Source organism: Cryobacterium sp. TMT1-2-2 (assembly GCF_004403505.1).
Classification (GTDB): domain Bacteria; phylum Actinomycetota; class Actinomycetes; order Actinomycetales; family Microbacteriaceae; genus Cryobacterium; species Cryobacterium flavum.
On record NZ_SOGS01000026.1, the window covers coordinates 263,945 to 287,052 of the forward strand.

Sequence of the window (23,108 nt, forward strand, 5' to 3'; positions counted from 1 at the left end):
AGGTAGCCACCGCTCATGGCTTCATTTGTATTCCGGCGCCTCATTGCCGCCGTCATCGTTCTTCTCGCAGCCACTTTTTTGATGTACATGTTGGTCGCCCTCTCTGGCGACCCGCTCAAGGAACTCCGCGAGAGCAGCGCACCCAACAAGCTCGAACTGATGGCGTCGTTGAGCCAGAGGCTCAACCTCGACGTCCCCCCCTTCTTTCGCTACTTCTTGTGGCTCGGCGGCGTTGGTCAATGTTTTGTCGGTGCCTGTGATTTCGGCGTCAACGTTCAAGGCCTTCCCGTCGTAGTCCTGCTTCAGCAGGCCATGGGATCAACACTGCAGTTGGTCACCGGCGCCCAGATCATCGCCATCATCGTCGGTCTGATCGTTGGTATCACCACGGCGCTCCGCCAGTACAGCGGCTACGACTACACCATCACCTTTGCTTCGTTCCTGTTCTTCTCCCTGCCCATCTTTTGGGTGGCAGTGCTGCTCAAGCAATACATCGCCATCGGGTTCAATAACTGGTTGGCCGATCCCCTCATCGGAATACCGGTCATGATCGGCATGTCGATCGTGTCGGGACTGCTCTGGATGTCGCTCCTCGGCGGTGCCGCGCGGCGCCGCTGGATCACCCTCGGGGTAGCGACCGCCTCGACCCTGGCATTGCTGGCCTACTTCGAGATGTCCGACTGGTTCACGACGCCGAGCGTGGGCATCGTCGGTGTTTCGGTTACCGCCATCGCCGCAGCCCTCGGCGTCACGGCCGTCTCGGTCGGCCTCAAAGACAAGAATGCCCTGCGTGGCGCTCTCGTCACCGCCGCCCTGGGAATCGCCCTGTACTACCCGATGACCTATTTCGTTTTCAGGAGCATGTCACTTCCGCTGTTCTTCGCCCTCGCTCTCGGCGCGGTCGTTGCCGGCGGTGCCATTGGCTACTTCCTTGGCGGCCGCGATCGCTGGCAGTCCGCGCGCACCTCGGCCATCGTCGCCGTAATCATCGGTGCGGTGATCGCCATCGACGGCCATCTGCTGTATTGGAACGACTACATCAATTCCAGCCGGGTCAACGGCCGGCCGGTGGCGACCATCGGCTCCGTCACGCCGAACCTCGGCGGAAATTTCTGGATTCAGGGCATCGACACCTTCACCCACTTGCTGTTGCCGACCATCGCGATTATTCTGATCTCCTTCGCCAGCCTTACCCGCTACACGCGGGCGAGCATGCTCGAGGTGATGAACCAGGACTATATCCGCACGGCCAGGTCCAAGGGACTCACCCAGCGCACCGTCGTGGTGCGCCACGCCCTGCGCAACGCCCTCATTCCGATCGCGACGGTGATCGCACTTGATATCGGAGCACTCATCGGCGGAGCGGTGATCACCGAGTCCGTGTTCGGATGGAGCGGCATGGGCCGACTGTTCCAAAACGGTATCGACCACGTTGATCCGAACCCGGTGATGGCGTTCTTCGTCGTGACCGGTCTCCTCGCCGTGATCTTCAACCTGCTCGCCGACCTGCTGTATGCGTCCCTCGACCCGAGAATCAGGGTGTCCTAATGACCGATTCCACGCCCTCCCTGCACGTGCAGCCAGGCCCGCCCGACGAGACCTCGATTGAGCAACGCGAAACGGTCGGGCTCAGCCAGGGCCAGATCGTTCGCAAACGCTTCTTTCACCACAAGGGTGCCGTTGTCTCGATCTTCGTTCTCGCCTTTGTGATCGTGCTCGCGTTCAGCTCGGTCGGCCTCCACGTCTGGGGTCTGAACACGGCCGGCTGGTGGCCCTGGCACTGGAACGCCACGCCGCCGCTGGTCAACCGTGGATTTCCGACCCTGAACCTGATCCCGGGTCCCGGTTTCGGCATCGGGCCGCACCCCTTCGGCCAGGACGAGATCGGCAAGGATATCTTTGCCCTCGTCATGCGCGGCACGCAGCAATCCATCATGATCATGGTGCTGGTCGGACTGGTCGGAACCGGAATGGGCGTTCTGATCGGCTCCCTGGCCGGCTTCTACCGCGGAATCGGCGATGCCCTCCTCATGCGCTTCACCGACGTGATCATCACCATCCCGTTCATCGTGGTGGGTGCGGTGATCGGCCGCTCGGTCGGAGCTGCCGGTCTCGGCGCTGCCATTCTGGGCCTTGCCCTGGGCCTCTTCGCCTGGACCGGGCTCGCCCGGCTGGTGCGTGGGGAATTCTTGTCCCTGCGCGAACGCGAGTTCATCGACGCGGCCAGGGTCTCCGGGGCGAGTGACGCCCGCATCATCTTCAAGCACATCCTGCCCAACGCGGTCGGTGTGATCATCGTGAGCGCCACCCTGCTCATGGCCGGAGCCATCCTCGCTGAAACCGCGCTGAGCTTTCTGGGCTACGGCGTGCGTAATCCCGACACGTCGCTCGGCCTGATCGTGGCCCAGAACGTGGCCGCGTTCGCGACCCGCCCCTGGCTGTTCTGGTGGCCGGGTGTGTTCATCATCGTCATCGCCCTCACCGTGAACTTCATCGGTGACGGTCTGCGCGACGCCTTCGACCCGCGTCAGAAGAAGATGCCGTCCGCGAAGGCGCTGCTGAAAGCGGATGCCCGTCGGGCGCGCGCCGCGCGCGCCTCCAGCACGGTCTAGCGCTCATGTTTCGGGTTCTACAGAACGAGACCGAGCACCGAGGCGGCGAGCAGTACGGTGAGTACCGCGATGGTGACCCGGTGGGTGGTCACGCGGAGGGCATCCGGATCGATGGCGGTTCCATCCAGGTGTCCGGCGTCCCGCAGCTGTTCCCATCGTTGCCGCAACACAAACGCGACCTGCCCGGATGCGGTCGTCACAGAGTCTCCCGGCCGAACACTTCGGCCGGCCCCATAGGCGGAATCGCCGAGGTTCTTCACATCGGAGCGCTCGATCGCGATCGCACCGCGGATGCCGGGGCTCGGCGCCGCCCAGACCGGAATTCGCCGCTCGGCGGTGAACAGGGTCAGGGTGTAGCGGGTGTCGATTCGCTGCACGTGCGGCCACGGCACGAAAAATGTGCGGAACACGTTGACGACCGTGATGCCGTGTTGCGCAATCACAATGTGCGGCTGCCAGAACAAAGCTCCGGCTGCTGCGGCGAAGAACAGCAGCAGCGGCACGGTGCGTACCAGATTCTCCAGGTCGTTCGCCAACACCAGGCCGATGCACCCCGCCAGGCACAGCACGGCAACAACGCCGGCCAGAACGCGGCCAAAAACAGGACGAAATGTGAAGATCGACATAGGTCCATTTTCACAGACGACGCGCTCGACACAGACAGGACCCCCCTTTCATGAGTAACGAAGCAACCATTTCAACCGGCGACGGCTCTACTTCTCGGCCCGTCACCGAGGCCGTACTCGAGGTCGCCGACCTCAATGTGGATTTCTGGGTCGAGGGGGAGCTCTACCCGGCGGCCATCAACATGAATTACCAGGTGCGCCGCGGCGAGGTGCTCGCCATCGTGGGGGAGTCGGGCTCGGGCAAGAGCACCGGGACCATGGCGCTGCTCGGACTCCTGCCGCAAAACGCACGCACGACCGGGTCGATCAAACTCCTCGGTAAAGAGATCTGCGGCATCCCCGAGTCGGAAATTCGCAAGGTGCGCGGCAACGACGTCGCAACCATCTTTCAGGAGCCGATGACGGCCCTCAACCCGGTCTACACGGTGGGCTTCCAGATTGTAGAAGCCCTGCGTTCGCACTTCGACCTCTCTCCGCACGAGGCCAAAGCTCGCGCCATCGAACTGCTGACGCTCGTCGAAATGCCCAACCCCACACTGTCGTTCGACAAGTATCCGCACCAGCTGTCGGGCGGACAACGGCAGCGGGCCATGATCGCCCAGTCGATTTCGTGTGACCCGGTCTTACTAGTTGCCGACGAGCCGACGACCGCGCTCGACGTCACCGTGCAGGCCGAAATTCTCGACCTGCTGCGCAATCTGCATACGCGGCTCGACAGCGCCATCATCCTGATCACCCACGACATGGGCGTTGTTGCCGATCTGGCCGACTGGGTCATGGTCATGAAGAACGGGCTCACGGTCGAGGCCGGGCCCATCGACGACATCTTCAATCGTCCCCAGCATCCGTACACGCAGCAATTGCTCGCCGCGGTGCCGCACCTCGGTCGCGGCATAGAAACGGTCGCCCGGGAACAGGTGGCTCACCCGGTCGGGGTCAAACCGGTCCTCGATTTTCAGAATGTCTCCATCGACTATCCAAAGCGTGGGCGTATTCCCGCGTTCCGGGCCGCCGATTCCATCGACTTTCAAATTTTCCCCGGGGAGATCGTCGGCCTGGTCGGCGAGTCTGGTTCGGGCAAGACAACGCTCGGACGCGCCGCCGTCGGACTGCTCCCAATCGCCGACGGCACGCTCATCTCCTGCGGGATCGACATCTCGCACGCGAAAATGCGCGACCTGCGACCCCTGCGCCGCAAGGCGGGCATCGTCTTTCAGGACCCGGCGTCATCGCTGAACCCGCGGATGCCGATTGGAGAATCGATCGGGGAACCCCTCTATCTGTCCGGCGAGGCGCGTGGCCTCGACCTCGACAAGCGTGTTCAAACGCTCCTGGAACAGGTGGAACTCCCGACGAGCTACCGCAACCGCTTTCCGCACGAGTTGTCCGGGGGGCAGAAACAGCGGGTCGGCATTGCGCGCGCGCTCGCCCTGCATCCGGACCTGTTGGTTGCCGACGAACCGACCAGTGCGCTGGACGTCTCGGTGCAGGCTCGTTTTCTCGATCTGTTGCACGAGCTTCAGGAACGGCTCGGCTTCGCCTGCCTGTTCATCAGTCACGACCTCGCGGTGGTCGACGCGCTCGCCCACCGGATTGCGGTGATGCACACCGGCAAGCTGGTGGAGCAGGGCACGAGCGATGAGATCCTGCGTGCGCCGAAGGATCCGTACACGCAGCGACTGATCAGCGCGGTTCCGGTGCCGGACCCGGTGGAACAGCGCATCCGCCGGGAGGCTCGTCAGGCCGCCAAGGGGTAAGAGGAACGGGACGCGCGCCACTCCCACCGATCCGGTGGCGTGGATACGGTAGGATAGTACTTTGGGTCACATTATGACCCCTGGTATCCATTCTTCGTCGCGCGCGAGACTCTGCGGCACTCATTCTTCGTAAGGATCTATTTTTATGGCGATTGCTACACGCAATAACCTCCGAAATGTTGCAATCGTTGCTCACGTTGACCACGGTAAGACGACGCTGGTTGACGCGATGCTCAAGCAGACCGACTCCTTCGCTGACCACTCTCACGTTGAAGAGCGCGCGATGGACTCGAACGAACTCGAGCGCGAAAAAGGCATCACGATTCTCGCCAAGAACACGGCGGTTTCGTACAAGGGCATCCACGCCACCGACGGTCCCATCACCATCAACGTGATCGACACCCCGGGCCACGCTGACTTCGGTGGCGAGGTCGAGCGCGGACTGTCCATGGTTGACGGCGTTGTTCTCCTCGTTGACGCATCAGAGGGCCCGCTGCCGCAGACCCGTTTCGTGCTCCGCAAGGCGCTCGAAGCCAAGCTCCCCGTCATCCTGCTGGTCAACAAGACCGACCGTCCCGACGCGCGCATCGACGAGGTTGTGGCCGAGAGCCAGGACCTGCTCATCGGCCTCGCGAGCGACATGGCCGACGACTTTCCCGACCTCGACCTCGACGCCGTGCTCGACGTGCCCGTCGTCTACGCGTCCGGCCGTAACGGTGCCGCCAGCTGGAACAAGCCCGAAGACGGCACGCTGCCCGACAACGACGACCTCGAGCCGCTGTTCGACGCCATCCTCAAGCACATCCCGGCACCGACCTACGATGACACGCACCCGCTTCAGGCGCACGTCACCAACCTCGACGCCTCGCCGTTCCTCGGCCGCCTCGCGCTGCTGCGCATCTTCCAGGGCACCATCAAGAAGGGCCAGACCGTGGCCTGGGTGCAGCAGGACGGCACCGTCAGCAACGTGAAGATCACCGAGCTGCTGATCACCAAGGCGCTGGACCGCTACCCGACCGAGAGCGCCGGCCCCGGCGACATCGTTGCCGTTGCCGGTATCGAGAACATCACCATCGGTGAGACCCTCGCCGACCCCGACGACGTTCGCCCGTTGCCGACCATCACGGTCGACGACCCGGCCATCTCGATGACCATCGGCACCAACACCTCGCCGCTCATGGGCAAGGTCAAGGGCCACAAGCTCACCGCCCGCATGGTCAAGGACCGCCTCGACCGTGAGCTGGTCGGTAACGTCTCGCTCAAGGTCGTCGACATCGGACGCCCGGATGCTTGGGAGGTGCAGGGTCGTGGAGAACTGGCCCTCGCCATCCTGGTCGAGCAGATGCGCCGCGAAGGCTTCGAACTCACCGTCGGCAAGCCGCAGGTAGTTGTGAAGCGCATTGACGGCAAGGTGCACGAGCCGTTCGAGCACCTCACCATTGACGCGCCCGAGGAATACCTCGGCGCCATCACGCAGCTGCTCGCCGCTCGCAAGGGTCGCATGGAGAACATGGCCAACCACGGCACCGGCTGGGTTCGCATGGAATTCATCGTTCCGTCGCGCGGCCTGATCGGCTTCCGCACGCAGTTCCTCACCGACACGCGCGGTACCGGTATCGCCAACGCGATCCTGCACGGCTACGAGCCCTGGGCCGGCACCATCAACACCCGTACGAACGGTTCCATCGTGGCCGACCGAAGCGGCGCGGTCACCCCGTTCGCGATCATCAACCTGCAGGAGCGCATGTCGTTCTTCGTGCAGCCGACCAGCGAGGTGTACGAAGGCATGGTCATCGGCGAGAACTCGCGCGCCGACGACATGGACGTGAACATCACCAAGGAAAAGAAACTGACCAACATGCGTCAGTCCAGCTCCGACACGTTCGAGTCGATGACACCGCCCAAGCAGCTGTCGCTCGAGCAGTGCCTCGAATTCGCCCGTGAAGACGAGTGCGTCGAGGTCACCCCGGCCGCCGTGCGTATTCGCAAGGTAGAGCTGACGGCATCCGCTCGCTCGCGTCAGGTTTCGCGCGTGAAGAAGATGGACGCGAACTAGCCCTTCGCACCACGATGCCCTCTCGGTTCGCCGAGGGGGCATTGTTGCGTGCGGAGGCCGCATTAGAATTCAGACGAACCTGAAGGACTTGACATGACTATTTCCTCCCGTAGCCGCCGCCTCGTGCTTGCGCTCATGATCGCCGCCACTCTGCCCGCGCTGGCGGCCTGTTCGATCGGCGACACCGTGCAGCAGACCGTGAACGGGGTCGTGCAGGATGCGACCGGGGGCGACGTCAGCCTCGATGGCTCGCTCCCGAAAGACTGGCCGGCCGAAGTGCCGCTCATCGACGGCGAGGTTCTGTTCGCCACCGGCGGCATCGGCGAGGGCGAGGTCGGTGGTTGGGTCGTCACGATCAAGGCAACGTCGGCCACGCCGATCGAGGATGCCCGGGCGCAGCTTCTCGCTGCCGGGTTCAGCGTGGCTGTAGGTGTTCCGGGTGCCGACTCCGAAGTGGTGACCGTGACGAACGCGACCTACGGCGTCGTGGTCGCGGGGAACGCCGATGGCATTTTGTACACGGTGACGCCGCTGCCTGACGCGCTGAAGTAATCGCGCGTTACGCGAAGAGGGCGGACCCGACGTAGGCTCCGTCGGCGGCTCCGGCCGGAACCACGAACAACGCACTCCCGACGTGGCGAATGTACTCGTTGAGCGCATCGTGCTTGGCGAGGTTCAGCTGCACGGTCGTGAACTGGGCCGGCGAACGCTGGAAGCTGATGAAGAACAGCCCGGCCTCGAGGCGGCCGAGGTCATCGTTGCCGTCGACGAAGTTGTAGCCCCGGCGCAGCAGCTTCATACCCTTGTTCTGCGTGGGATGCGCGAGCCGCATGTGGGCAGCGGCGCCGATGAGTGGCTGGTTTTCCCGACCGGCGATCGTGAAATCGGGCTCGCTGAACTCGGTTCCACCGGAGAGCGGTGCGCCGGCACCTTTGGTGCGGCCGAACACCGTTTCCTGCTCACTGAGAATGGTGCGATCCCAGGTTTCAATGGTCATGCGGATGCGCCGCGCCACCAGGTAGGAGCCGCCGGCCAGCCAGGCCGGCCCATCGGAGGACGACACCCAGACCTGGCCGTTGACCACGTCGGGCTGCTCGGCCTTGATGTTGGCGGTGCCGTCCTTGAATCCGAACAGGTTGCGCGGGGTGGCCTGGGTCGTCGAGGTCGACGAGGTGCGCCCGAAGCCGAGCTGCGACCAGCGCAGGGCTGCCCGCCCGAAGGCGATGCGGGACAGGTTGCGAATGGCGTGCACGGCCACCTGCGGGTCATTGGAGCAGGCCTGGATGCACAGGTCACCATCACTGCGGCCGGTATCGAGGTCGTCGCCGGGAAAGTGCGGCAGCGACGTGAGGTCTGCGGGGCGGCGGGCGGCAATGCCGAAGCGATCGACGCCATCCGCTGTTTCAAACAGGGTCGGGCCGAAGCCGAACGTGATGGTGAGGCCAGCCGTGGGCAGTCCCTGGGCCTCGCCGGTGTCTTCGGGCGGGGCGTCGTAGGGGCCGCTGACGGCGCCGTACTCACCGATATCCTGGCCGGCGGTCATGGCGGCGGCGGCGATGGTCCAGTCCTGCAGCAGCTCGATCAGCTCCGCCCGCGTCGTGCCGGCCGAGACGTCGAACGCGGCGAAGTGCAGGCGATCCTGCGCGGGCGTGACGATGCCGGCCTGATGGCTGCCGTAAAACGGGTAGACCGCCGAAGCGGATGCCGCCCCCGGCGACGCAGACGCCGCCAGCGCCACCCGGTCCCCGGCTACCCCCAGCCCGATGCCGGCCACGCTGGCCCCGGCGAGGCCGAGCAGACCGCGCCGGGACAGGCCGCGGGCTGGCACGGCCAGATCGGTGGACCCGGTGCGCTTATCGCGCTTCACGGAGCGCTTCGCGGAGCGACTCACAACACGAGCGCTGCGGTGAGCTGGTTCAGCGGCTCGCCAAGCGCGTTGACCTGGTCGGCGAGGGCGCGAATCTCGGCCGGAGTGAGGTCGGTGTAGAGCGTGAAGCCGTCGCCGACCCGCTGGGCGTCGAGCAGTGCCTGCAGCGAGCCGAACTCGGTGTCGAGCGACGCGGCCAGGTCGGCATCCGTTTTCAGCAAAATGGGACGCACCCCGTCGTAGAGAACTTTGGCGCCGTCAACGTTGGCCTGGAAGTCCCAGAGGTCGGTGTGCGACCAGATTTCTTCCTCGCCGGTGACCTTTCCGGTGGCGACCTCGTCGAGTAGGCCGATGGCCCCGTTGGTCTGCTGCGACAGGGTGAAGGTGAGTCCCTCGATCTTCTCGTGCAGGGTCGCGGTGTCAGCGACGAGTTGTTCGGTGAGTGCCGCACGCTGGTCGGCGGTGTAGGCAACGAAGCCGGCCTCAGCGTCCTGCGGCCAGAGGTCCTTCTCGATGGCGTGCCAGCCGGTCCAGTTTTGGCCTTCTTCGAGGTCGGCCTCGCGCAGGTCGAGCTTGGGGTCGAGGTCGCCGAACGATTCTGCGATGGTCTCCACGCGCTCCCAGTGCACCCGGGTGGAGGCGTACAGGCTGCGTGCGGTGCCATCGTCCCCGGCGGAATAGGCTGCGGCGAACGCGTCGGTGCCGGTGACGAGCTGGTCGATCTGGTCGCTCACGTAGGAGCCGTAGTTGGTGTTGGCGGTGACGATCTGGGCGGCGAGGTCAACGTCGACGGTGGCGGCGGCATCCGTTTTGGTGGCGGTGAACTCGGCCTTGCCGACACCGTCGCCGGTCATGCCCGGCTTGCACGCGGTGAAGTAGCTGCCGGCATCGAGCTGTACCACCAGGTCGCGGCTGAGGCCGGGGCCGATATTCTCGGCCTCACCGACGATGCGCAGGCCGTCCTCGGCCAGCAGGTAGAACTCGGTCACCTGGTCACCGGAATTGGTGACCGAAAAACGGATGCTGCCGGCCGGCGCCTCGTTCGCGCTCACCGCGCAGTCGGTCGCGCTGCTGTCCACGGTGAGGGCCGTGTGGGTGGCTGCCGGGTTGTTGGCGACACAGCCGCTCAGGAGGCCGATTCCGAGAACACCGAGGCCGAGCAGGCTGGCGGAACGTAAGACACGGGGCATGGAGATCCTTTGAACTGGGCGAGAAAAGTCAGTGCGCGGCGACGGGCGTGGGCGCCGGCGCGGTTGGTGCTGCCGGGGCTGGGCGGGCGCTCGTGCGGCCGTGACGGCTCTTTCTGATGAAGACCGTCAGGGTGGGCACGGCATAGGCCAGCCAGGCGAACATCTCCAGCCAGGTGGTGGCGGGGGAGAAGTTCAGGGTGCCCTTGAGGAGGGTGCCGTACCAGCTGTCCGGCGGCACGGCGGCGCTCACGTTGAAGGCGAGGGCGTTCAGCCCGGGCAGGAGACCGGCCTCCTGCAGGTCGTGCACACCGTAGGAGAGCACGCCAGCGGCCACAACGATGAGGATGGCACCCGTGTAGGTGAAGAACTTCGACAGGTTGATCTTGAGCATGCCGGCGTAGATCAGAACGCCCAAGCCGATCGCCGTCAGGATGCCGAGGGCAGCGCCGAGCAGCGGCATGGTCGTTGCGCCGGTCGCCTGCACTGCGGCCCAGATGAACAGGGCCGTTTCAATGCCCTCCCGGCCGACGGCGAGGAAGGCCACGAGTACGAGCCCTAGGCCGGCACCGACGAGGTGCTTGTCGATGTTGCCCTGCAGGTGGCCTTTGAGGTCGCGTGCGGTGCGCAGCATCCAGAACACCATCCAGGTCACCAGGCCGGTCGCAACGATCGACAGCACGCCGCCGATGGTCTCCTGGGCGGTGAACGACAGCCCATAGGTGCCGAAGGTGAGCAGCGCGCCGATGCCGAGGGCGAGCAGCACGGCCAGGGCCACACCGAGCCAGATGCGCGGCAGCACGTCACGTCGACCGATTTTCACGACGTAGGCGATAAGAATCGTCACGATCAGTGCGGCCTCAAGGCCTTCGCGCAGGCCGATCAGATAGTTTGCGAGCACAGGGTCCCTCGAACAATTCGGGCAATGGTTTTGGGCGAAAAAATTTGGTAAGGCTAACCTTACCGAAGATGACTCTAGTCCGAACCGCGCGATCGTGTCTAGTTATGATTTGATTCGGGCACAGCTATTACCCAGCAACGAACAGCCCGCAGAGCAGAAACGGTGCGTACGCCCATGGTCATGTCCGGCAGCGGCGAGCGAATCCTGTTCGTGCATGCCCGGCCTGGCGATGAATCCGCCCTGACCGGCGGCACGATCGCACGGCTCCGCGCCGAGGGGGCGCGGGTGGTCGTGCTCTACGCCGCCGCGCCGGCCGAAACGGATGCCGCCGCGCTGGCCGCTGCCCCGACCGCCGCGTGGGTCGCAACCGATGATGCCGCTGTCTCCGGCGCGCTGGCCGAACTGGGAGCGCGTAGCTGGCACCGCCTGCCGCCAGAGCCCGACCTCACCGAGGCGTTGCACACTGCGATTGACGAGCTCGGTGCGACGGCCGTGGTCGTAGGAACTGTCACGGATGCACTGCGCGAGATGGCGACGACCGCCGCACACGAGGCCGGGCTGCCGGTGTTCCTTGCCCGCACGGTGCGGCAGGCGCCCGGCCAGCGCCTCATCGCGATCGACGTGGGAGACCACCTCGACCAGAAGCTGCGCGCGCTCGCCCACTTTTCCGCGCGCTGGGGCGTGACCGAGCGCACGCGCACCCTCGCCGACGGCAGCACCGACCTGATCACCGACACGGAAACCTTCCTCAGAACGGATGCCCCGCGCCGCGCCCTGCCGCCGCCCCCGCCCCGCCCCGCTCGCCTCACCATCGCGAACCGGTCGCTGGCCGGTCTCGGGGGCTTGGCTGCGGGCATCCTCTTTGGCGTGCTGGGTACCATCGCGCACCAGGCCACCCTGACAGTGTTCGGCGCGGAGCTGCCGATCGGCCTGGCCATCGCGTTCGTCGGCATCGGCGCGCTGCTGCTCGGGCTGCGCCTCGTGGTGGGGGACCGCTTCGTGGTCGGACTGGCCGCGGCTGGGCTGCTCCTGACCATTTTCGTGCTGTCCCTTCGCGGCTCAGGCGGATCGGTGCTCGTGCCGGCTGGCCTGCCGGGAACCCTGTGGACTGTCGTTCCGGCGCTCATCGCGGCGTTCGTGCTGGCCTGGCCGAAACTGCCACCGCGCCGCCGATAAGGGGCGCCGACCGAGGGGCGTAGAATCAGGAGTCCGCTCTCGAAGGGAATCCCCAGCCTGTGACGTATGTGATCGCTCTTCCGTGCGTCGATGTGAAAGATCGTGCCTGCATCGACGAATGCCCGGTGGACTGCATTTATGAGGGCGAACGCTCCCTTTATATCCATCCAGACGAGTGCGTCGACTGCGGAGCCTGCGAACCGGTCTGCCCGGTCGAGGCCATCTACTACGAAGACGACCTGCCCGAACAGTGGGCCGACTACTACAAGGCCAACGTCGAATTCTTCGACGACCTCGGCTCCCCGGGCGGCGCCGCCAAGGTCGGCGTGCTCGCCAAGGACCACCCGGTAATCTCCGCACTGCCGCCGCAAGTTCAGCACTAAGCGATCTTCGTGCTGAAGCCGCTGCCGGATTACCCCTGGGATCAGATGGTCCCTTTTGCCGCTCAGGCCCGGCAGCACCAGGGCGAAATTGTCGACCTGTCGATCGGTTCGCCGGTCGACGCCACGCCCGACGTGGTGCAGCAGGCGCTTCGGGTGGCAACGGATGCGCACGCCTACCCGCAAACCGTCGGTACGCCCGCTCTGCAGCAGGCGATCATCGCCTGGTATGCCCGGCGCCGCGGCGTCACCGGGCTTCAGCCGAAGAACGTGCTGCCCACGATCGGTTCCAAGGAACTCGTTGCGCTCATGCCGTTCATGCTCGGCCTCGGCGAGGGCGACACGATCGTGCACCCGCGAGCCGCCTACCCGACCTATGCGATCGGCGCCGCCATTGCCGGCGCCACTGCCCTGGCCTCCGACGATCCCGCCGAGTGGCCGGAGTCGACCCAGCTGATCTGGCTGAACAGCCCCGGCAATCCGGACGGCCGGGTGCTGTCCGTCGACGACCTGCGGGCCGCCGTTGCCCGCGCCCGAGAACTCGATGCCGTCATCGTGAGTGACGAGTGTTATGCCGAGCTCGGCTGGGACGCCCCCTGGGATTCCGAGCCGATCCCGAGCATCCTCGACCCGCGAGTGATCGAGGGAGACCGCCGCAACATCGTGGCGATCTATTCGCTCAGCAAGCAGTCCAACATGGCCGGATATCGCGCGGCCTTCGCGGCGGGCTGTGGCGGCGTGCTCGGGCGGCTGCTCACCGTGCGCAAGCACGCCGGACTCATGCTCCCGGCGCCGCTGCAGGCGGCCATGATCGCCGCCCTCGGTGACGACGAGCATGTCGCCGTGCAGAAGGAGCGCTATCGTGCGCGCCGCGCTGTGCTGCGCCCCGCCCTCGAACAGGCCGGCTTTCGCATCGATCGGAGCGAAGCCGGGCTCTACCTCTGGGCAACCGAGGGACGACCCGCGTGGGAATCCATTGAACGGCTGGCGGCACTCGGCATTCTGGCCGGCCCGGGGCCGTTCTACGGCGATGTTTACCCGGAACACGTGCGGTTCTCGCTGACCGCGACGGATGAGCGCATCGCTGCTGCCGCATCGCGCCTTCTGGCCTGAAAAAGCCCCCATCTGGGGAGGACCTCTGTGGACTATCACCAACGAACCGCCCGAACTCTTAGCTGATGCAACAGTAGGCGGTCAGGCCGATTAGGCTGTAATCGCGACAGAATCGACCACAGCAGTTTCACCACTGGCCGATTCAGTGACGCGTCGCCACATTTCATCCGGCAGTGATACCCGAGGAGGCTCCGTGACCAACGTCGCGCAGCAGACAACATCCGGCGAACCGATGAGCGCTGACCCCAACAAGGTCACCCTCACTTTCCCCGGCGGGAGCGCAGAATTCCCGATCCTGACCAGCGTGGACGGTGTGTCGAGCATCGACATCTCCACCCTGACCAAGAAGACCGGCCTCACCACGCTGGACTACGGTTTCGTCAACACCGCGGCCACCCGCTCCGCGATCACCTACATCGACGGCGACGCGGGCATCCTGCGCTATCGCGGGTATCCGATCGAACAGATCGCCCAGAACTCGAACTTTCTCGAGACGGCCTGGCTGTTGATCTACGGCGAGCTTCCCAGCGCAAGCGAACTGGCCAACTTTGACGATCGCATCCGTCACCACACGCTTCTGCACGAAGACATGCGCCGCTTCTTCGACTCCCTGCCGCACAAGGCGCACCCGATGAGCGTGCTCGCCTCCGGCGTATCGGCCCTGTCGACCTTCTATCAGGACTCGCTCGACCCGAAGGACCCGGAGCAGGTCGAGATTTCGACCATCCGCCTGCTCGCGAAGCTGCCGGTCATGGCCGCCTACGCCCACAAGAAGAGCGTCGGCCAGGCTTTTCTCTACCCCGACAATTCGCTGAGCTTCGTTGACAACTTTCTCAAGCTCAACTTCGGCAACATGGCCGAGCCGTACGAGATCAACCCGGTCGTCAGCAAGGCGCTCGAACGCCTGCTTATGCTGCACGAAGACCACGAGCAGAACGCGTCCACCTCCACGGTTCGACTGGTCGGTTCGACCGAGGCCAATCTGTTCGCATCGGTGTCCTCGGGCATCAACGCTCTGTTCGGCCCGCTGCACGGCGGTGCCAACGAAGCTGTGCTGTCGATGCTCGGGGAGATCCAAGCATCCGGTCAGGGCGTCGAAAAGTACGTCGAACGTGTGAAGAACAAAGAGCAGGGCGTGAAGCTCATGGGCTTCGGCCACCGGGTCTACAAGAACTACGACCCGCGGGCTACCCTGGTCAAGGAGAGCGCCCACGAGGTGCTCGCCGCTCTCGGAGTGAAGGACGACCTGCTCGACATCGCGCAGGAACTCGAGCACATCGCGCTGAGCGACGACTACTTCAAGGAACGTCGTCTGTACCCCAACGTCGACTTCTACACCGGCGTCATCTATAAGGCCATGGGCTTTCCGACGCGTATGTTTACCGTGCTCTTCGCGATCGGCCGTCTGCCCGGCTGGGTCGCTCACTGGCGTGAGATGAACGAGGATCCGGCCACCAAGATCGGCCGCCCGCAGCAGCTCTATGTGGGCTCCGCGGCCCGCGACTACCCGCGCCGGTAGACAGGCTCGTTAGTCGCGGCACCCATTACAGATGAGGGGTAGGGGTGCCCTCATCTCTAACCGGCTCCTCGAAGTGCGCAGCGACGTCAGCAGCCGGGGACGTGGGCTCGGCGTTGCAGTCTTGGGCGACGAGCACCGTGGATTCTTTGGCGACGACGGTGAACGGAGCTGACGGCACGGAGACGATTCCCTCGATGGGTCGCCAGCCTTGGTCGCCGAAGCTGTAGTCGGCTCGGCAATCGACGGTGAGGGTGACCGTGTAGGCGCCCTTGAATGTGTATATGTGGCTGGTGGGACTCGATTTAGAGCTGCCGTCGATGATGAGTAGTTCCACCAGCCAACAGGGTGGCCACCCCGTGCTGGGGCTGACTCATCAGTCCTGGGGTGTCTCTCCGCACGAGGGGCTGCGCCCGTCCACGGGTCTGCGCGTTCCTGCGTGAATTCAGCTGGCAGCCGTCAAGAGCGAACGAGGCGGGCTATGGCGTCGGAGGCTTCCTTGATCTTGATGTCTGCCTGCTCGCCGCCGAGCTTGGCGGCGTCGACGACGCAGTGCTTGAGGTGGTCATCGAGGAGTCCGAGTGCAACGCCTTCCAGTGCTTTGGTGAGGGCCGAGATCTGGGTGAGGATGTCGATGCAGTATGTTTCCTCGTCGACCATGCGGTGGATGCCACGGGCCTGGCCTTCGATGCGTTTTAGGCGAGCGAGGTATTGGCTTTTGTCACCGATGTAGCCGTGCGTGGTGTGGCACGGCTCTGTGGTGGCCCCGGTGGGAGTGATTTTTTCCATGTCGTTGTCCTTTGTTCTTTGTTCTTTGTTCTTCGTTCTTCGTTCTTCGTTCTTCGCGACGGTACCGTCATGGTGATGGGTATGCGGGCCCGGACCCGCGGGGCCCAGGGTCATCCGTGGTCCCCGTGTTCCGGGTACTCGCTCATAGTCTCTACCCTCTGGGTGGCCTGGGTTCGGGTCGGTATGGATCTCTGACAAAAATGGTTGGGGTGGTGCCGGGTCCGGCCGGCACCACCCCAAGATACTCAAGTCGCCGTGGCGTATTTTGCGGGAGTGGCGTCGAACAGGGGGCCGCAGCCTGCGCAGCAAAACCAATAGCGGATACCCTCGTAGTCGCGGAAGAGACCTGTGGATTCCGCGTTTGCCTTCACGACCTGGCTTCCGGTCATGACGGGGCACTCGGCGAGGGCATTGTTGTCGGCGGTGGCACTGCAACAGCTGTTACTCATTGAAGGGTTTCCTTTCGATGGAACGGGGAGTGTTTCCTTTTGGGCGGGGACAGTCAGACGCCCTGCAGTTGCCGCACGGGAGTGTGCAGTGCTGAGGTGGACGCCGTGGTGTTCGCCTTGGACTTGAAGGACCGGAGGCGAAGGCTGTTGCTGACCACGAATACGCTCGAGAGCGCCATAGCGGCGCCGGCGAGCATCGGGTTCAGCAGTCCGAACGCGGCCAGCGGAATGGCCGCGACGTTGTAGGCGAAGGCCCAGAACAGGTTTGTCTTGATGGTGCCCAGGGTCTTGCGGGACAGGCGGATGGCATCGGCGGCGGAGCGGAGGTCCCCGCGCACCAGTGTGATGTCCGCGGCTTCAATCGAGACGTCCGACCCGGTTCCCATCGCCAGGCCCAGGTCGGCCTGGGCTAGGGCCGCGGCGTCGTTCACGCCGTCGCCGACCATCGCCACGACTTTCCCTTCGGACTGCAAGCGGGTGATGACGTCGACCTTGTCTTGGGGCATCACCTCGGCAATGACCTCGGTTATTCCGACCTCCGCTGCGACGTGCTCGGCGACCACCTTATTGTCTCCGGTCAGGAGCACGGGGTTCAGCCCGAGTGCTTTGAACTGGGCGATCGCCTCGGCGCTGGTGGCCTTGACGGCATCGGCGACGACCAAAACCGCACGGGCCTGACCGTCCCAGGCGACAGCGACCGCGGTCTTGCCCTGAGATTCCGCGGTGGCCTTTGCGAGGGCGAGCGTCGTGGGAAGGTGAAGGGACCAGTCCGCCAGTAGGCTCTCGCGCCCGACGAGCACGGCATGGCCATTCACAGTGCCCTGCACGCCCTTGCCTTCGACGTTCGTAAACGATTCCGGTACCGGAAGTGAGCCGATCTGCTGGGTTGCGCTTTTGGCGATGGCCTGGGCGATCGGGTGTTCGGAGGCGTCCTCCAATGCGCCAGCCAGCCTCAGAACGTCCTCCCGGGTGGTTCCGTCGATGGTGAACACGTCAATCAGCGTCATCTTGCCCGTAGTGACCGTTCCTGTCTTGTCGAGGACGATCGTGTCGACCTTGTGGGTGGACTCGAGTACTTCCGGGCCTTTGATGAGGATGCCCAGCTGGGCGCCCCGTCCGGTGCCGACTAGTAGCGCGGTTGGGGTTGCGAGTCCGAGGGCACAGGGGCAGGCGATAATCAGGACCGCGACGGCGGCCGTGAAGGCGGCGCTGAGCGGGAAGCCGGCACCGATCCAAGCGCCGAGCACCCCGATGGCCACGGCGATGACGATCGGTACGACGATTCCGGAGACCTTATCAGCGAGGCGTTGGACCTCGGCTTTGCCCGACTGGGCGTCCTCGACGAGCCTGGCCATCTGTGCCAGCTGGGTGTCCGAGCCAATCCTGGTGGCACTCACGACCAGACGGCCGCCGAAGTTGACGGTTGAGCCGGTCACGGCGTCGCCCACACCGACTTCGACTGGGATCGACTCGCCGGTGAGCATGCTCGCATCCACCGCCGAGGTACCCGCGACTATCACCCCGTCCGTGGCGATCTTTTCACCCGGTCGTATGACGAACTCATCGCCCACCGACAACTGCTCGACGGGGATCCGTGTTTCGACCCCGTCCCGAACAACCGCGACATCCTTGGCCCCCAGCCCGAGCAGCGTGCGCAGGGCAGCCCCCGCCTGGCGCTTGGACCTCTTCTCGAAGTATCGCCCGGCCAGGATGAACATGGTCACTCCGGCACCGACCTCCAGGTAGATGTTCCCGGCGCCGTCGGAGGGGTTGATCGTGAACGAGAACCCATGGGTCATGCCCGGCAGTCCGGCTGTTCCGAAGAACAGTGCGAAGAGTGACCACAGCAACGCAGCGGACGTGCCGACCGAGACCAGCGTGTCCATCGTGGCCGCGCCGTGGCGCAGGTTGGTCCACGCTGCCTTGTGAAAGGGCCAGGCCGCCCACACGATCACGGGAGCGGCCAGCGTCAGGGACGCCCACTGCCAGTAATTGAACTGCAGCGCCGGAACCATGGCCATCATGATGACCGGCAACGACAGCACTATCGACGCGATCAGCCTGTTCCGCAGCGATGTCAGCTCAGGGTCGGGCTGCTCCGCATCGTCGCTCGCCCGGTGGGCCGTTGTCGGTGTGCGGAGCGCCGCCGTATAGCCGGTCTTTTCGACCTCGGCGATCAGCGCCAATGGGTCCAGGCCGGCGGGGGCGGTGACCTTCGCCTTTTCGGTGGCGTAGTTGACGGTCGCGATCACGCCGTCGAGCTTGTTCAGTTTCTTCTCGATTCGCATCGCGCAAGAGGCGCAGGTCATCCCCCCGATCTCTAGCTCGATGGTGTTGCCCAGCGTTTGCGGCTGGGTCGATGTTTCGGACATGGGTCCTCCTCGGTGGTGCGCTTCCTGATCACGGGATGGGCCAGGCGCGCGGTGTCTATGGTGGTCAGTGCCCGGAATGTTCGGCAGGTTCGCCCGGATCCGCGGACTGGGCGGGCCCGGTGGCGGTTAGGACAAATTGGGCCGTGTGGACCTGTTCGTCGACTTGGAAGTCCAGGTAGAGCAGGTAGCGTCCCGGGGTCGGGGCCTCGGTCATGAATGTCACGTCCGGGCCGGAGACGGCGCCGGGCCGGGGTGCTTCGCCCTCGGGGTGGACGTGGAGGTAAGCCAGGTCCCCTTCGCGCAGGGCGACAAGGTGTCCGTAAGAACCCAGGTACGGCTGCAGTGTTGTGACCGGTTCTCCATCACGGGAAACCGAGACAGTGAGCATGGCCTGTTCGCTGGTGCTCAGCGTACCGACCAGGTCCACGTCGTAGCCATCGACCGTATCCGCGGCCGAAAGTGGAGCCGGCGTGGCGGGGGTGAATTCTCCGGCCGCCTGGACCGTTCGGGTCAGAGTGATGTTCTGTCCCGTTGCTGTCGGGACGATGTCCGCGTAGACCCGGTAGCTGCCGGCGGCGTTCCACTTCCAGGGCAGTGACCATAAGCCATGGGCATCCATGGTTGGGTGCACGTGGCGGAACTGGGTCCCGTCCGTGCGCACGATGATCAGATGGAGTTTCTTGTCATGGGAGGCCTCGAAGTCGGTGACCGGCGTTCCTGTGGCGTTGGAGATCGTGAACGCGAGTGTTCCCTCCTGATCTGCCAGGCCGGGGGACGAGATCTCCCCCAGGAGGAACCCGTCCTGTTCCATCGACAGGCCCTTCACTGATGCGGCCAGCTGTGTGTCGTTGCTGTCCATGACATGTTCTTCCGTTGGCTGCGTCCAGGCCGCCGTGGTTTGGGAGGGAACCACTGCGCCTGCGGTAGCAAATGAAGCGGTAAATAGGGCCGCGAGTCCCACTCCAAAGAGTCCGAGCTTTAGGGGAACCTTCATGGGACGCGCACCGCCCCGTAGCCGGCTTCCGCGACCGCTGCGAGGACGGCTGTGTCGTCTAGCTCGGCCTGGCTGGTCACGACAAGCTTTCCGGTCTTCGCGCTCACGTCGATCGACTGGATGCCTACTATCTGGCTGACCTCTTCCCGGATCGTCGTCTCGCAATGACCGCAGGTCATCCCGGTCACCTGATATTCGCGCATTGTCATAGAACTCTCCTCTGCTGAATCGAACACATACCCCTAGGGGGTACTAACATGCACAACGATATACCCACTGGGGGTATTCCTGTTACCATACCCCCGTAGGGTATAAATCTGAATTGTGGAATCGCCGGCTACGGCGAAAACGAAGGGAAACTGGAATGTCTCAATCAATACCGGGACGGGGAAAGAAGAGGCTCGCGCTTTTCCTCATCGCACTCGCGCAGTTCGTCGTGATCATGGATACCTCAATCGTGGGCGTGGCGTTGCCCCGCATGCAGGAGGAACTGGGCTTCAGCCCGGAGAATCTCTCCTGGGTTTTCAACGCCTACGTCATCACATTCGGGGGGCTCCTCTTGCTCGGCGGGCGTCTTGGGGATGTCTTCGGCGCCCGACGAATGTTCACCACGGGCTGGGTCGTACTGCTCGTCGGCTCCGCCGTCGCGGGGCTTGCCGGAAACGTCGTGTTGGAGTTGATTGGACGCGGCGTACAGGGAGCCGGTGCGGCACTCATCGCACCCGCGGCACTCACGCTGCTGATGAAGACGTTCGGGTCGAGCCCGAAGGAGCTCGGTGGCGCGCTGGCCCTCTATGGTGCGGCCGCACCGGCAGGGGGAACGGCAGGCGTGTTCCTCGGCGGGGTCATCACCGAGTACATGTCGTGGCCCTGGGTCTTCTTCATTAATATCCCGCTCGCCCTCGTGGTCATCGCCCTCGTCGCCACGGCGCTCCCGGCAGACGGACCGCGGATTCGCGGCTCCATCGACACCGCCGGCGCCCTATTGGTCACCGCTGGACTTGCCCTCGGTGTCTTCGCGATCGTCCGAGCACCTGAGTCTGGATGGGCCAGTCTAGAAACGTGGGGAACTCCCGCCGGAGCGGTCGCCTTGCTCGGATTGTTTGTGCTCGTTCAGGCTCGCCGGAAGCAGCCGCTAATGCGATTGTCGATTTTCCGGATCCCGAATTTAGCCGCGGCCAACCTCGCCCAGTTATTGCTCGCCGCCGCGTGGATCCCAATGTGGTTCTTCTTGAATCTCTACCTGCAACAAGTCCTGGGTTACTCGGCGTTCCCCAGCGGTGCCGCGCTCCTACCAATGACCGCATTCACCATGATCACCATGATCCTGCTTGCACCGAGACTCGCTGCGCGATTCGGTCCGAAAGTGATGACGGTGAGCGGTCTCGTCGTGCTCGCAGGCGCGCTGATGTGGTTGTCCTTCGTTCGCGTGGACGGAAACTTCTGGGTGGATGTCCTCCCGGCGTCGCTTCTGGCCGCACTCGGGATGTCCCTGGCGTTCATCCCGACCCTCGGCACGGCGATCTCCAGCGCTCCGCCGCAGGAGGGCGGCCTCGCTTCCGGCCTCGTCAACACCAGCTACCAGGTCGGATCCGCTCTCGGGCTAGCGGCGATGACAGCCTTTGCAGCCGCGAACGGTGCGACGGAAAGTGGGAACCTTCCGGCGCTGACCACTGGATTCTCTTTGGCATTCATCGGTGCAGCCTCAATTGCCCTGGCCGGCGCCCTGCTTGCTGCAATTACGCTCCGTGCCCCCACCCGCGCGCCGGTGGTCGAAAAAGAAGCCATCGCGACTCGTCAGTGACAGCGGTCGGGTGCGGTCACGGCGTCGGTGGCCGCACCCAATAGACCGTTAGCTTGTCTTAGCATTGAGTGGTGTGAAGAGGTAGTGGCCTTGACCTCGCATGGTGGAAACCTCAACAGAGAGAATATTTATCACGGGAAACACGCCGGGAATTCACTCCTGAGTTCAAAGATGAGGCCGTGAAGGTTTCGGCAGATTGAACTTAGAGGCGGCATGGAGATCCTGAAAAGTAATCCTTCCGCTAGCACGGCTCTCGCAATCCTTCGTATACAAGAAACTGACACTGGCTCTGGAGCAGCGCGGCAATCAGCCCAATCCCTCTGCGTCAAATATCGTTCATAGAACGCCGCCAAAGTGCGCCAAGAGTCACACATCCCTATTGGGTATTCTTTAGCGGGGTCTACTGATTTAGTGCTTATATGCGTGACATTTCCTCGTGTCGGTGGTCGGGTGTTGTCTTAGATCATGACCAGCATGGCGATGGAGCTCACCCGGGCAGCGGCCGCTGTCGTAGCGCTGGGCGGGTCCAGTGCTGAGTTCGCCGGTCTCTCCGATGCGGAGGTGCTGGCGGCGCGCGCCCCGATTGCCGCGTTGCTGCGGCTGAGTAACACGGTGGCGGCGTTGCTGGCGGGTACGATTGCGGAGCGGTCGCGGCCGCAGTTGGGCCAGTCCGGGTTGGCGGCACGCCACGGGTTTGGCAACCCGACGCTGATGGTGCAGCACGCCACCGGCCTCAGCCGCATTGAGGCCGGTCGGCTGCTGGCGGTCGGGGTGCTGATGAGTGAGACCGAGACAGCAGAGCGCGAGGGGGCGGCGCGGGTCGCGCAGGCCCGGGCGGATGCTGCGGCCACGGCCACGGCCACGGCCACGGCCACGGCCGCCGCTGCTGCCGCTGTCGAGGCGGTGGCAGAGGCGCAGCGGGCATTTGACTGGGAGGCGGCGCAGTGGGAGGCGCGGGAGGCCGATCGGGCCGCGGCGTGGGCCGAGTTGTATCCGGGGCTACCGCTGCCGGAGGGTGCACCCCGCCCCGGGGCCGGTGGTCGCCGTGGCGCCGGTCGTCCCGCCCACACCGGTGCCGTCTCTGCCCCTGGTGCCGCCGGTGATCGTGCCGTGGCAGGCGCCGATCGTGCGCGCCGTCGCGGCCGGCACGTTCTCGCCCGGCGTCGGCGATGCCCTGCTGCGAGGCTTGGGCAGTCTGGATCAGGCGATCACCGGGGAGAAGCTTGGCGCCGCGTTGCGTGTGTTGCTGGTGGAGGCTCCGGGCCTGAATACGGAGCAGGCGTTCAAGCGGGCGCGGCGGATGCGGGATGAGTTGGATGCTGCGGGCATCCTCGCGCGGGAGAAGCAGGCCCGCGACGACACCCGGTGGTCGTTGTGGCGGCGGGCCGATGTGGCCTTGCCCCCGGTTAGTGGACACGGGTTAAGCGGCGAGTTGAACTTCCGCGGTCTGTGATGAGTATTGCAGTTCGAAGGCGACGGGGCTGACATCTCCGATCGAGGAGTGCCGGC

General features: G+C 64.6%; 22 protein-coding genes. 11 read left to right on the forward strand and 11 right to left on the reverse strand.

Annotation, left to right across the window (positions count from 1 at the left end):
• The first annotated feature begins 15 nt into the window (after positions 1-15).
• The gene (locus E3T35_RS17775; protein ID WP_134380406.1) at positions 16-1,548 is read left to right on the forward strand and encodes an ABC transporter permease; all 1,533 of its coding nucleotides are present in this window, start codon (positions 16-18) and stop codon (positions 1,546-1,548) included.
• Positions 1,548-2,612, forward strand: a complete 1,065-nt coding sequence (locus E3T35_RS17780) for an ABC transporter permease (protein WP_092340742.1) — start codon at positions 1,548-1,550, stop codon at positions 2,610-2,612. Before E3T35_RS17775 ends, E3T35_RS17780 begins: the two co-directional genes overlap by 1 nt.
• Positions 2,613-2,629: 17 nt before the next feature.
• Here E3T35_RS17780 and E3T35_RS17785 read toward each other — a convergent pair whose 3' ends face one another.
• On the reverse strand, positions 2,630-3,238 hold the full coding sequence (locus E3T35_RS17785) for a PH domain-containing protein (protein ID WP_134380409.1): 609 nt from the start codon (positions 3,236-3,238) through the stop codon (positions 2,630-2,632).
• Positions 3,239-3,288: 50 nt separating this feature from the next.
• Between E3T35_RS17785 and E3T35_RS17790 the strand changes: the two genes are divergently transcribed.
• From E3T35_RS17790 to E3T35_RS17800, 3 genes are all read left to right on the forward strand, one after another.
• The gene (locus tag E3T35_RS17790) at positions 3,289-4,995 is read left to right on the forward strand and encodes an ABC transporter ATP-binding protein (RefSeq protein ID WP_134380412.1); all 1,707 of its coding nucleotides are present in this window, start codon (positions 3,289-3,291) and stop codon (positions 4,993-4,995) included.
• Positions 4,996-5,140: 145 nt separating this feature from the next.
• Positions 5,141-7,051, forward strand: coding sequence for a translational GTPase TypA (typA, locus tag E3T35_RS17795; protein ID WP_134346280.1), 1,911 nt, complete (start codon positions 5,141-5,143; stop codon positions 7,049-7,051).
• Between the two features lie 93 nt (positions 7,052-7,144).
• The gene (locus tag E3T35_RS17800) at positions 7,145-7,603 is read left to right on the forward strand and encodes a hypothetical protein (RefSeq protein WP_092340746.1); all 459 of its coding nucleotides are present in this window, start codon (positions 7,145-7,147) and stop codon (positions 7,601-7,603) included.
• Between the two features lie 7 nt (positions 7,604-7,610).
• Here E3T35_RS17800 and efeB read toward each other — a convergent pair whose 3' ends face one another.
• From efeB to efeU, 3 genes are read right to left on the reverse strand one after another with little or no spacing between them, the layout of a single operon-like run.
• Positions 7,611-8,918, reverse strand: a complete 1,308-nt coding sequence (efeB, locus tag E3T35_RS17805; RefSeq protein ID WP_134380415.1) for an iron uptake transporter deferrochelatase/peroxidase subunit — start codon at positions 8,916-8,918, stop codon at positions 7,611-7,613.
• Between the two features lie 20 nt (positions 8,919-8,938).
• Positions 8,939-10,108: an iron uptake system protein EfeO gene (efeO, locus tag E3T35_RS17810; RefSeq protein ID WP_134346278.1), complete on the reverse strand. Its 1,170-nt coding sequence runs from the start codon at positions 10,106-10,108 to the stop codon at positions 8,939-8,941.
• A gap of 28 nt (positions 10,109-10,136) precedes the next feature.
• Positions 10,137-11,006 (reverse strand): iron uptake transporter permease EfeU, encoded by an 870-nt coding sequence (efeU, locus tag E3T35_RS17815; protein ID WP_134380418.1) that lies wholly within the window; start codon positions 11,004-11,006, stop codon positions 10,137-10,139.
• 162 nt (positions 11,007-11,168) lie between these two features.
• Between efeU and E3T35_RS17820 the strand changes: the two genes are divergently transcribed.
• From E3T35_RS17820 to E3T35_RS17835, 4 genes are all read left to right on the forward strand, one after another.
• Positions 11,169-12,182, forward strand: coding sequence for a PIG-L deacetylase family protein (locus E3T35_RS17820; RefSeq protein ID WP_134346276.1), 1,014 nt, complete (start codon positions 11,169-11,171; stop codon positions 12,180-12,182).
• A 59-nt stretch (positions 12,183-12,241) separates the two neighbouring features.
• The gene (gene fdxA, locus E3T35_RS17825) at positions 12,242-12,565 is read left to right on the forward strand and encodes a ferredoxin (protein WP_134380421.1); all 324 of its coding nucleotides are present in this window, start codon (positions 12,242-12,244) and stop codon (positions 12,563-12,565) included.
• 9 nt (positions 12,566-12,574) lie between these two features.
• Positions 12,575-13,675, forward strand: a complete 1,101-nt coding sequence (dapC, locus tag E3T35_RS17830; RefSeq protein ID WP_304997037.1) for a succinyldiaminopimelate transaminase — start codon at positions 12,575-12,577, stop codon at positions 13,673-13,675.
• 232 nt (positions 13,676-13,907) lie between these two features.
• Positions 13,908-15,194: a citrate synthase gene (locus E3T35_RS17835; protein WP_092340800.1), complete on the forward strand. Its 1,287-nt coding sequence runs from the start codon at positions 13,908-13,910 to the stop codon at positions 15,192-15,194.
• A gap of 25 nt (positions 15,195-15,219) precedes the next feature.
• Here the strand turns inward: E3T35_RS17835 and E3T35_RS17840 are convergent, their stop codons facing one another.
• The 6 genes from E3T35_RS17840 to E3T35_RS17865 all read right to left on the reverse strand — a co-directional run bounded on the left by E3T35_RS17840 (position 15,220) and on the right by E3T35_RS17865 (position 20,004).
• A complete protein-coding gene (locus E3T35_RS17840) occupies positions 15,220-15,528 on the reverse strand; it encodes a hypothetical protein (RefSeq protein WP_134380424.1) in 309 nt (102 codons plus the stop codon).
• 122 nt (positions 15,529-15,650) lie between these two features.
• On the reverse strand, positions 15,651-15,980 hold the full coding sequence (locus E3T35_RS17845; protein WP_134346273.1) for a metal-sensitive transcriptional regulator: 330 nt from the start codon (positions 15,978-15,980) through the stop codon (positions 15,651-15,653).
• A 245-nt stretch (positions 15,981-16,225) separates the two neighbouring features.
• Complete coding sequence (locus tag E3T35_RS17850; protein ID WP_134346272.1) at positions 16,226-16,429, reverse strand: YHS domain-containing protein; 204 nt, start codon at positions 16,427-16,429, stop codon at positions 16,226-16,228.
• A gap of 53 nt (positions 16,430-16,482) precedes the next feature.
• Positions 16,483-18,801 (reverse strand): cation-translocating P-type ATPase, encoded by a 2,319-nt coding sequence (locus tag E3T35_RS17855; RefSeq protein WP_134380427.1) that lies wholly within the window; start codon positions 18,799-18,801, stop codon positions 16,483-16,485.
• 64 nt (positions 18,802-18,865) lie between these two features.
• Positions 18,866-19,660 (reverse strand): hypothetical protein, encoded by a 795-nt coding sequence (locus E3T35_RS17860; protein ID WP_241987831.1) that lies wholly within the window; start codon positions 19,658-19,660, stop codon positions 18,866-18,868.
• Positions 19,661-19,791: 131 nt separating this feature from the next.
• Positions 19,792-20,004, reverse strand: a complete 213-nt coding sequence (locus E3T35_RS17865) for a heavy-metal-associated domain-containing protein (RefSeq protein ID WP_134346269.1) — start codon at positions 20,002-20,004, stop codon at positions 19,792-19,794.
• Positions 20,005-20,159: 155 nt separating this feature from the next.
• On the opposite strand from E3T35_RS17865, the gene E3T35_RS17870 reads away from it, so the two are divergent.
• Positions 20,160-21,599, forward strand: coding sequence for an MFS transporter (locus E3T35_RS17870; RefSeq protein ID WP_134380430.1), 1,440 nt, complete (start codon positions 20,160-20,162; stop codon positions 21,597-21,599).
• A gap of 458 nt (positions 21,600-22,057) precedes the next feature.
• On the opposite strand, the gene E3T35_RS17875 is transcribed toward E3T35_RS17870, so the two are convergent.
• Positions 22,058-22,474 (reverse strand): hypothetical protein, encoded by a 417-nt coding sequence (locus tag E3T35_RS17875; protein WP_134380433.1) that lies wholly within the window; start codon positions 22,472-22,474, stop codon positions 22,058-22,060.
• Positions 22,475-22,644: 170 nt separating this feature from the next.
• Between E3T35_RS17875 and E3T35_RS17880 the strand changes: the two genes are divergently transcribed.
• Positions 22,645-23,052 (forward strand): hypothetical protein, encoded by a 408-nt coding sequence (locus E3T35_RS17880; RefSeq protein WP_134380436.1) that lies wholly within the window; start codon positions 22,645-22,647, stop codon positions 23,050-23,052.
• Positions 23,053-23,108: the final 56 nt, after the last annotated feature.

What these genes read in the sequence shown, in the direction of transcription:
- E3T35_RS17775 (WP_134380406.1), top strand. Translation starts at nt 16, where the DNA reads ATGGCTTCATTTGTATTCCGGCGCCTCATTGCCGCCGTCATCGTTCTT.
- E3T35_RS17780 (WP_092340742.1), top strand. Translation starts at nt 1,548, where the DNA reads ATGACCGATTCCACGCCCTCCCTGCACGTGCAGCCAGGCCCGCCCGAC.
- E3T35_RS17785 (WP_134380409.1), bottom strand. Translation starts at nt 3,238, where the DNA reads ATGTCGATCTTCACATTTCGTCCTGTTTTTGGCCGCGTTCTGGCCGGC.
- E3T35_RS17790 (WP_134380412.1), top strand. Translation starts at nt 3,289, where the DNA reads ATGAGTAACGAAGCAACCATTTCAACCGGCGACGGCTCTACTTCTCGG.
- typA (WP_134346280.1), top strand. Translation starts at nt 5,141, where the DNA reads ATGGCGATTGCTACACGCAATAACCTCCGAAATGTTGCAATCGTTGCT.
- E3T35_RS17800 (WP_092340746.1), top strand. Translation starts at nt 7,145, where the DNA reads ATGACTATTTCCTCCCGTAGCCGCCGCCTCGTGCTTGCGCTCATGATC.
- efeO (WP_134346278.1), bottom strand. Translation starts at nt 10,108, where the DNA reads ATGCCCCGTGTCTTACGTTCCGCCAGCCTGCTCGGCCTCGGTGTTCTC.
- E3T35_RS17835 (WP_092340800.1), top strand. Translation starts at nt 13,908, where the DNA reads ATGAGCGCTGACCCCAACAAGGTCACCCTCACTTTCCCCGGCGGGAGC.
- E3T35_RS17845 (WP_134346273.1), bottom strand. Translation starts at nt 15,980, where the DNA reads ATGGAAAAAATCACTCCCACCGGGGCCACCACAGAGCCGTGCCACACC.
- E3T35_RS17850 (WP_134346272.1), bottom strand. Translation starts at nt 16,429, where the DNA reads ATGAGTAACAGCTGTTGCAGTGCCACCGCCGACAACAATGCCCTCGCC.
- E3T35_RS17855 (WP_134380427.1), bottom strand. Translation starts at nt 18,801, where the DNA reads ATGTCCGAAACATCGACCCAGCCGCAAACGCTGGGCAACACCATCGAG.
- E3T35_RS17860 (WP_241987831.1), bottom strand. Translation starts at nt 19,660, where the DNA reads ATGGACAGCAACGACACACAGCTGGCCGCATCAGTGAAGGGCCTGTCG.
- E3T35_RS17865 (WP_134346269.1), bottom strand. Translation starts at nt 20,004, where the DNA reads ATGACAATGCGCGAATATCAGGTGACCGGGATGACCTGCGGTCATTGC.
- E3T35_RS17870 (WP_134380430.1), top strand. Translation starts at nt 20,160, where the DNA reads ATGTCTCAATCAATACCGGGACGGGGAAAGAAGAGGCTCGCGCTTTTC.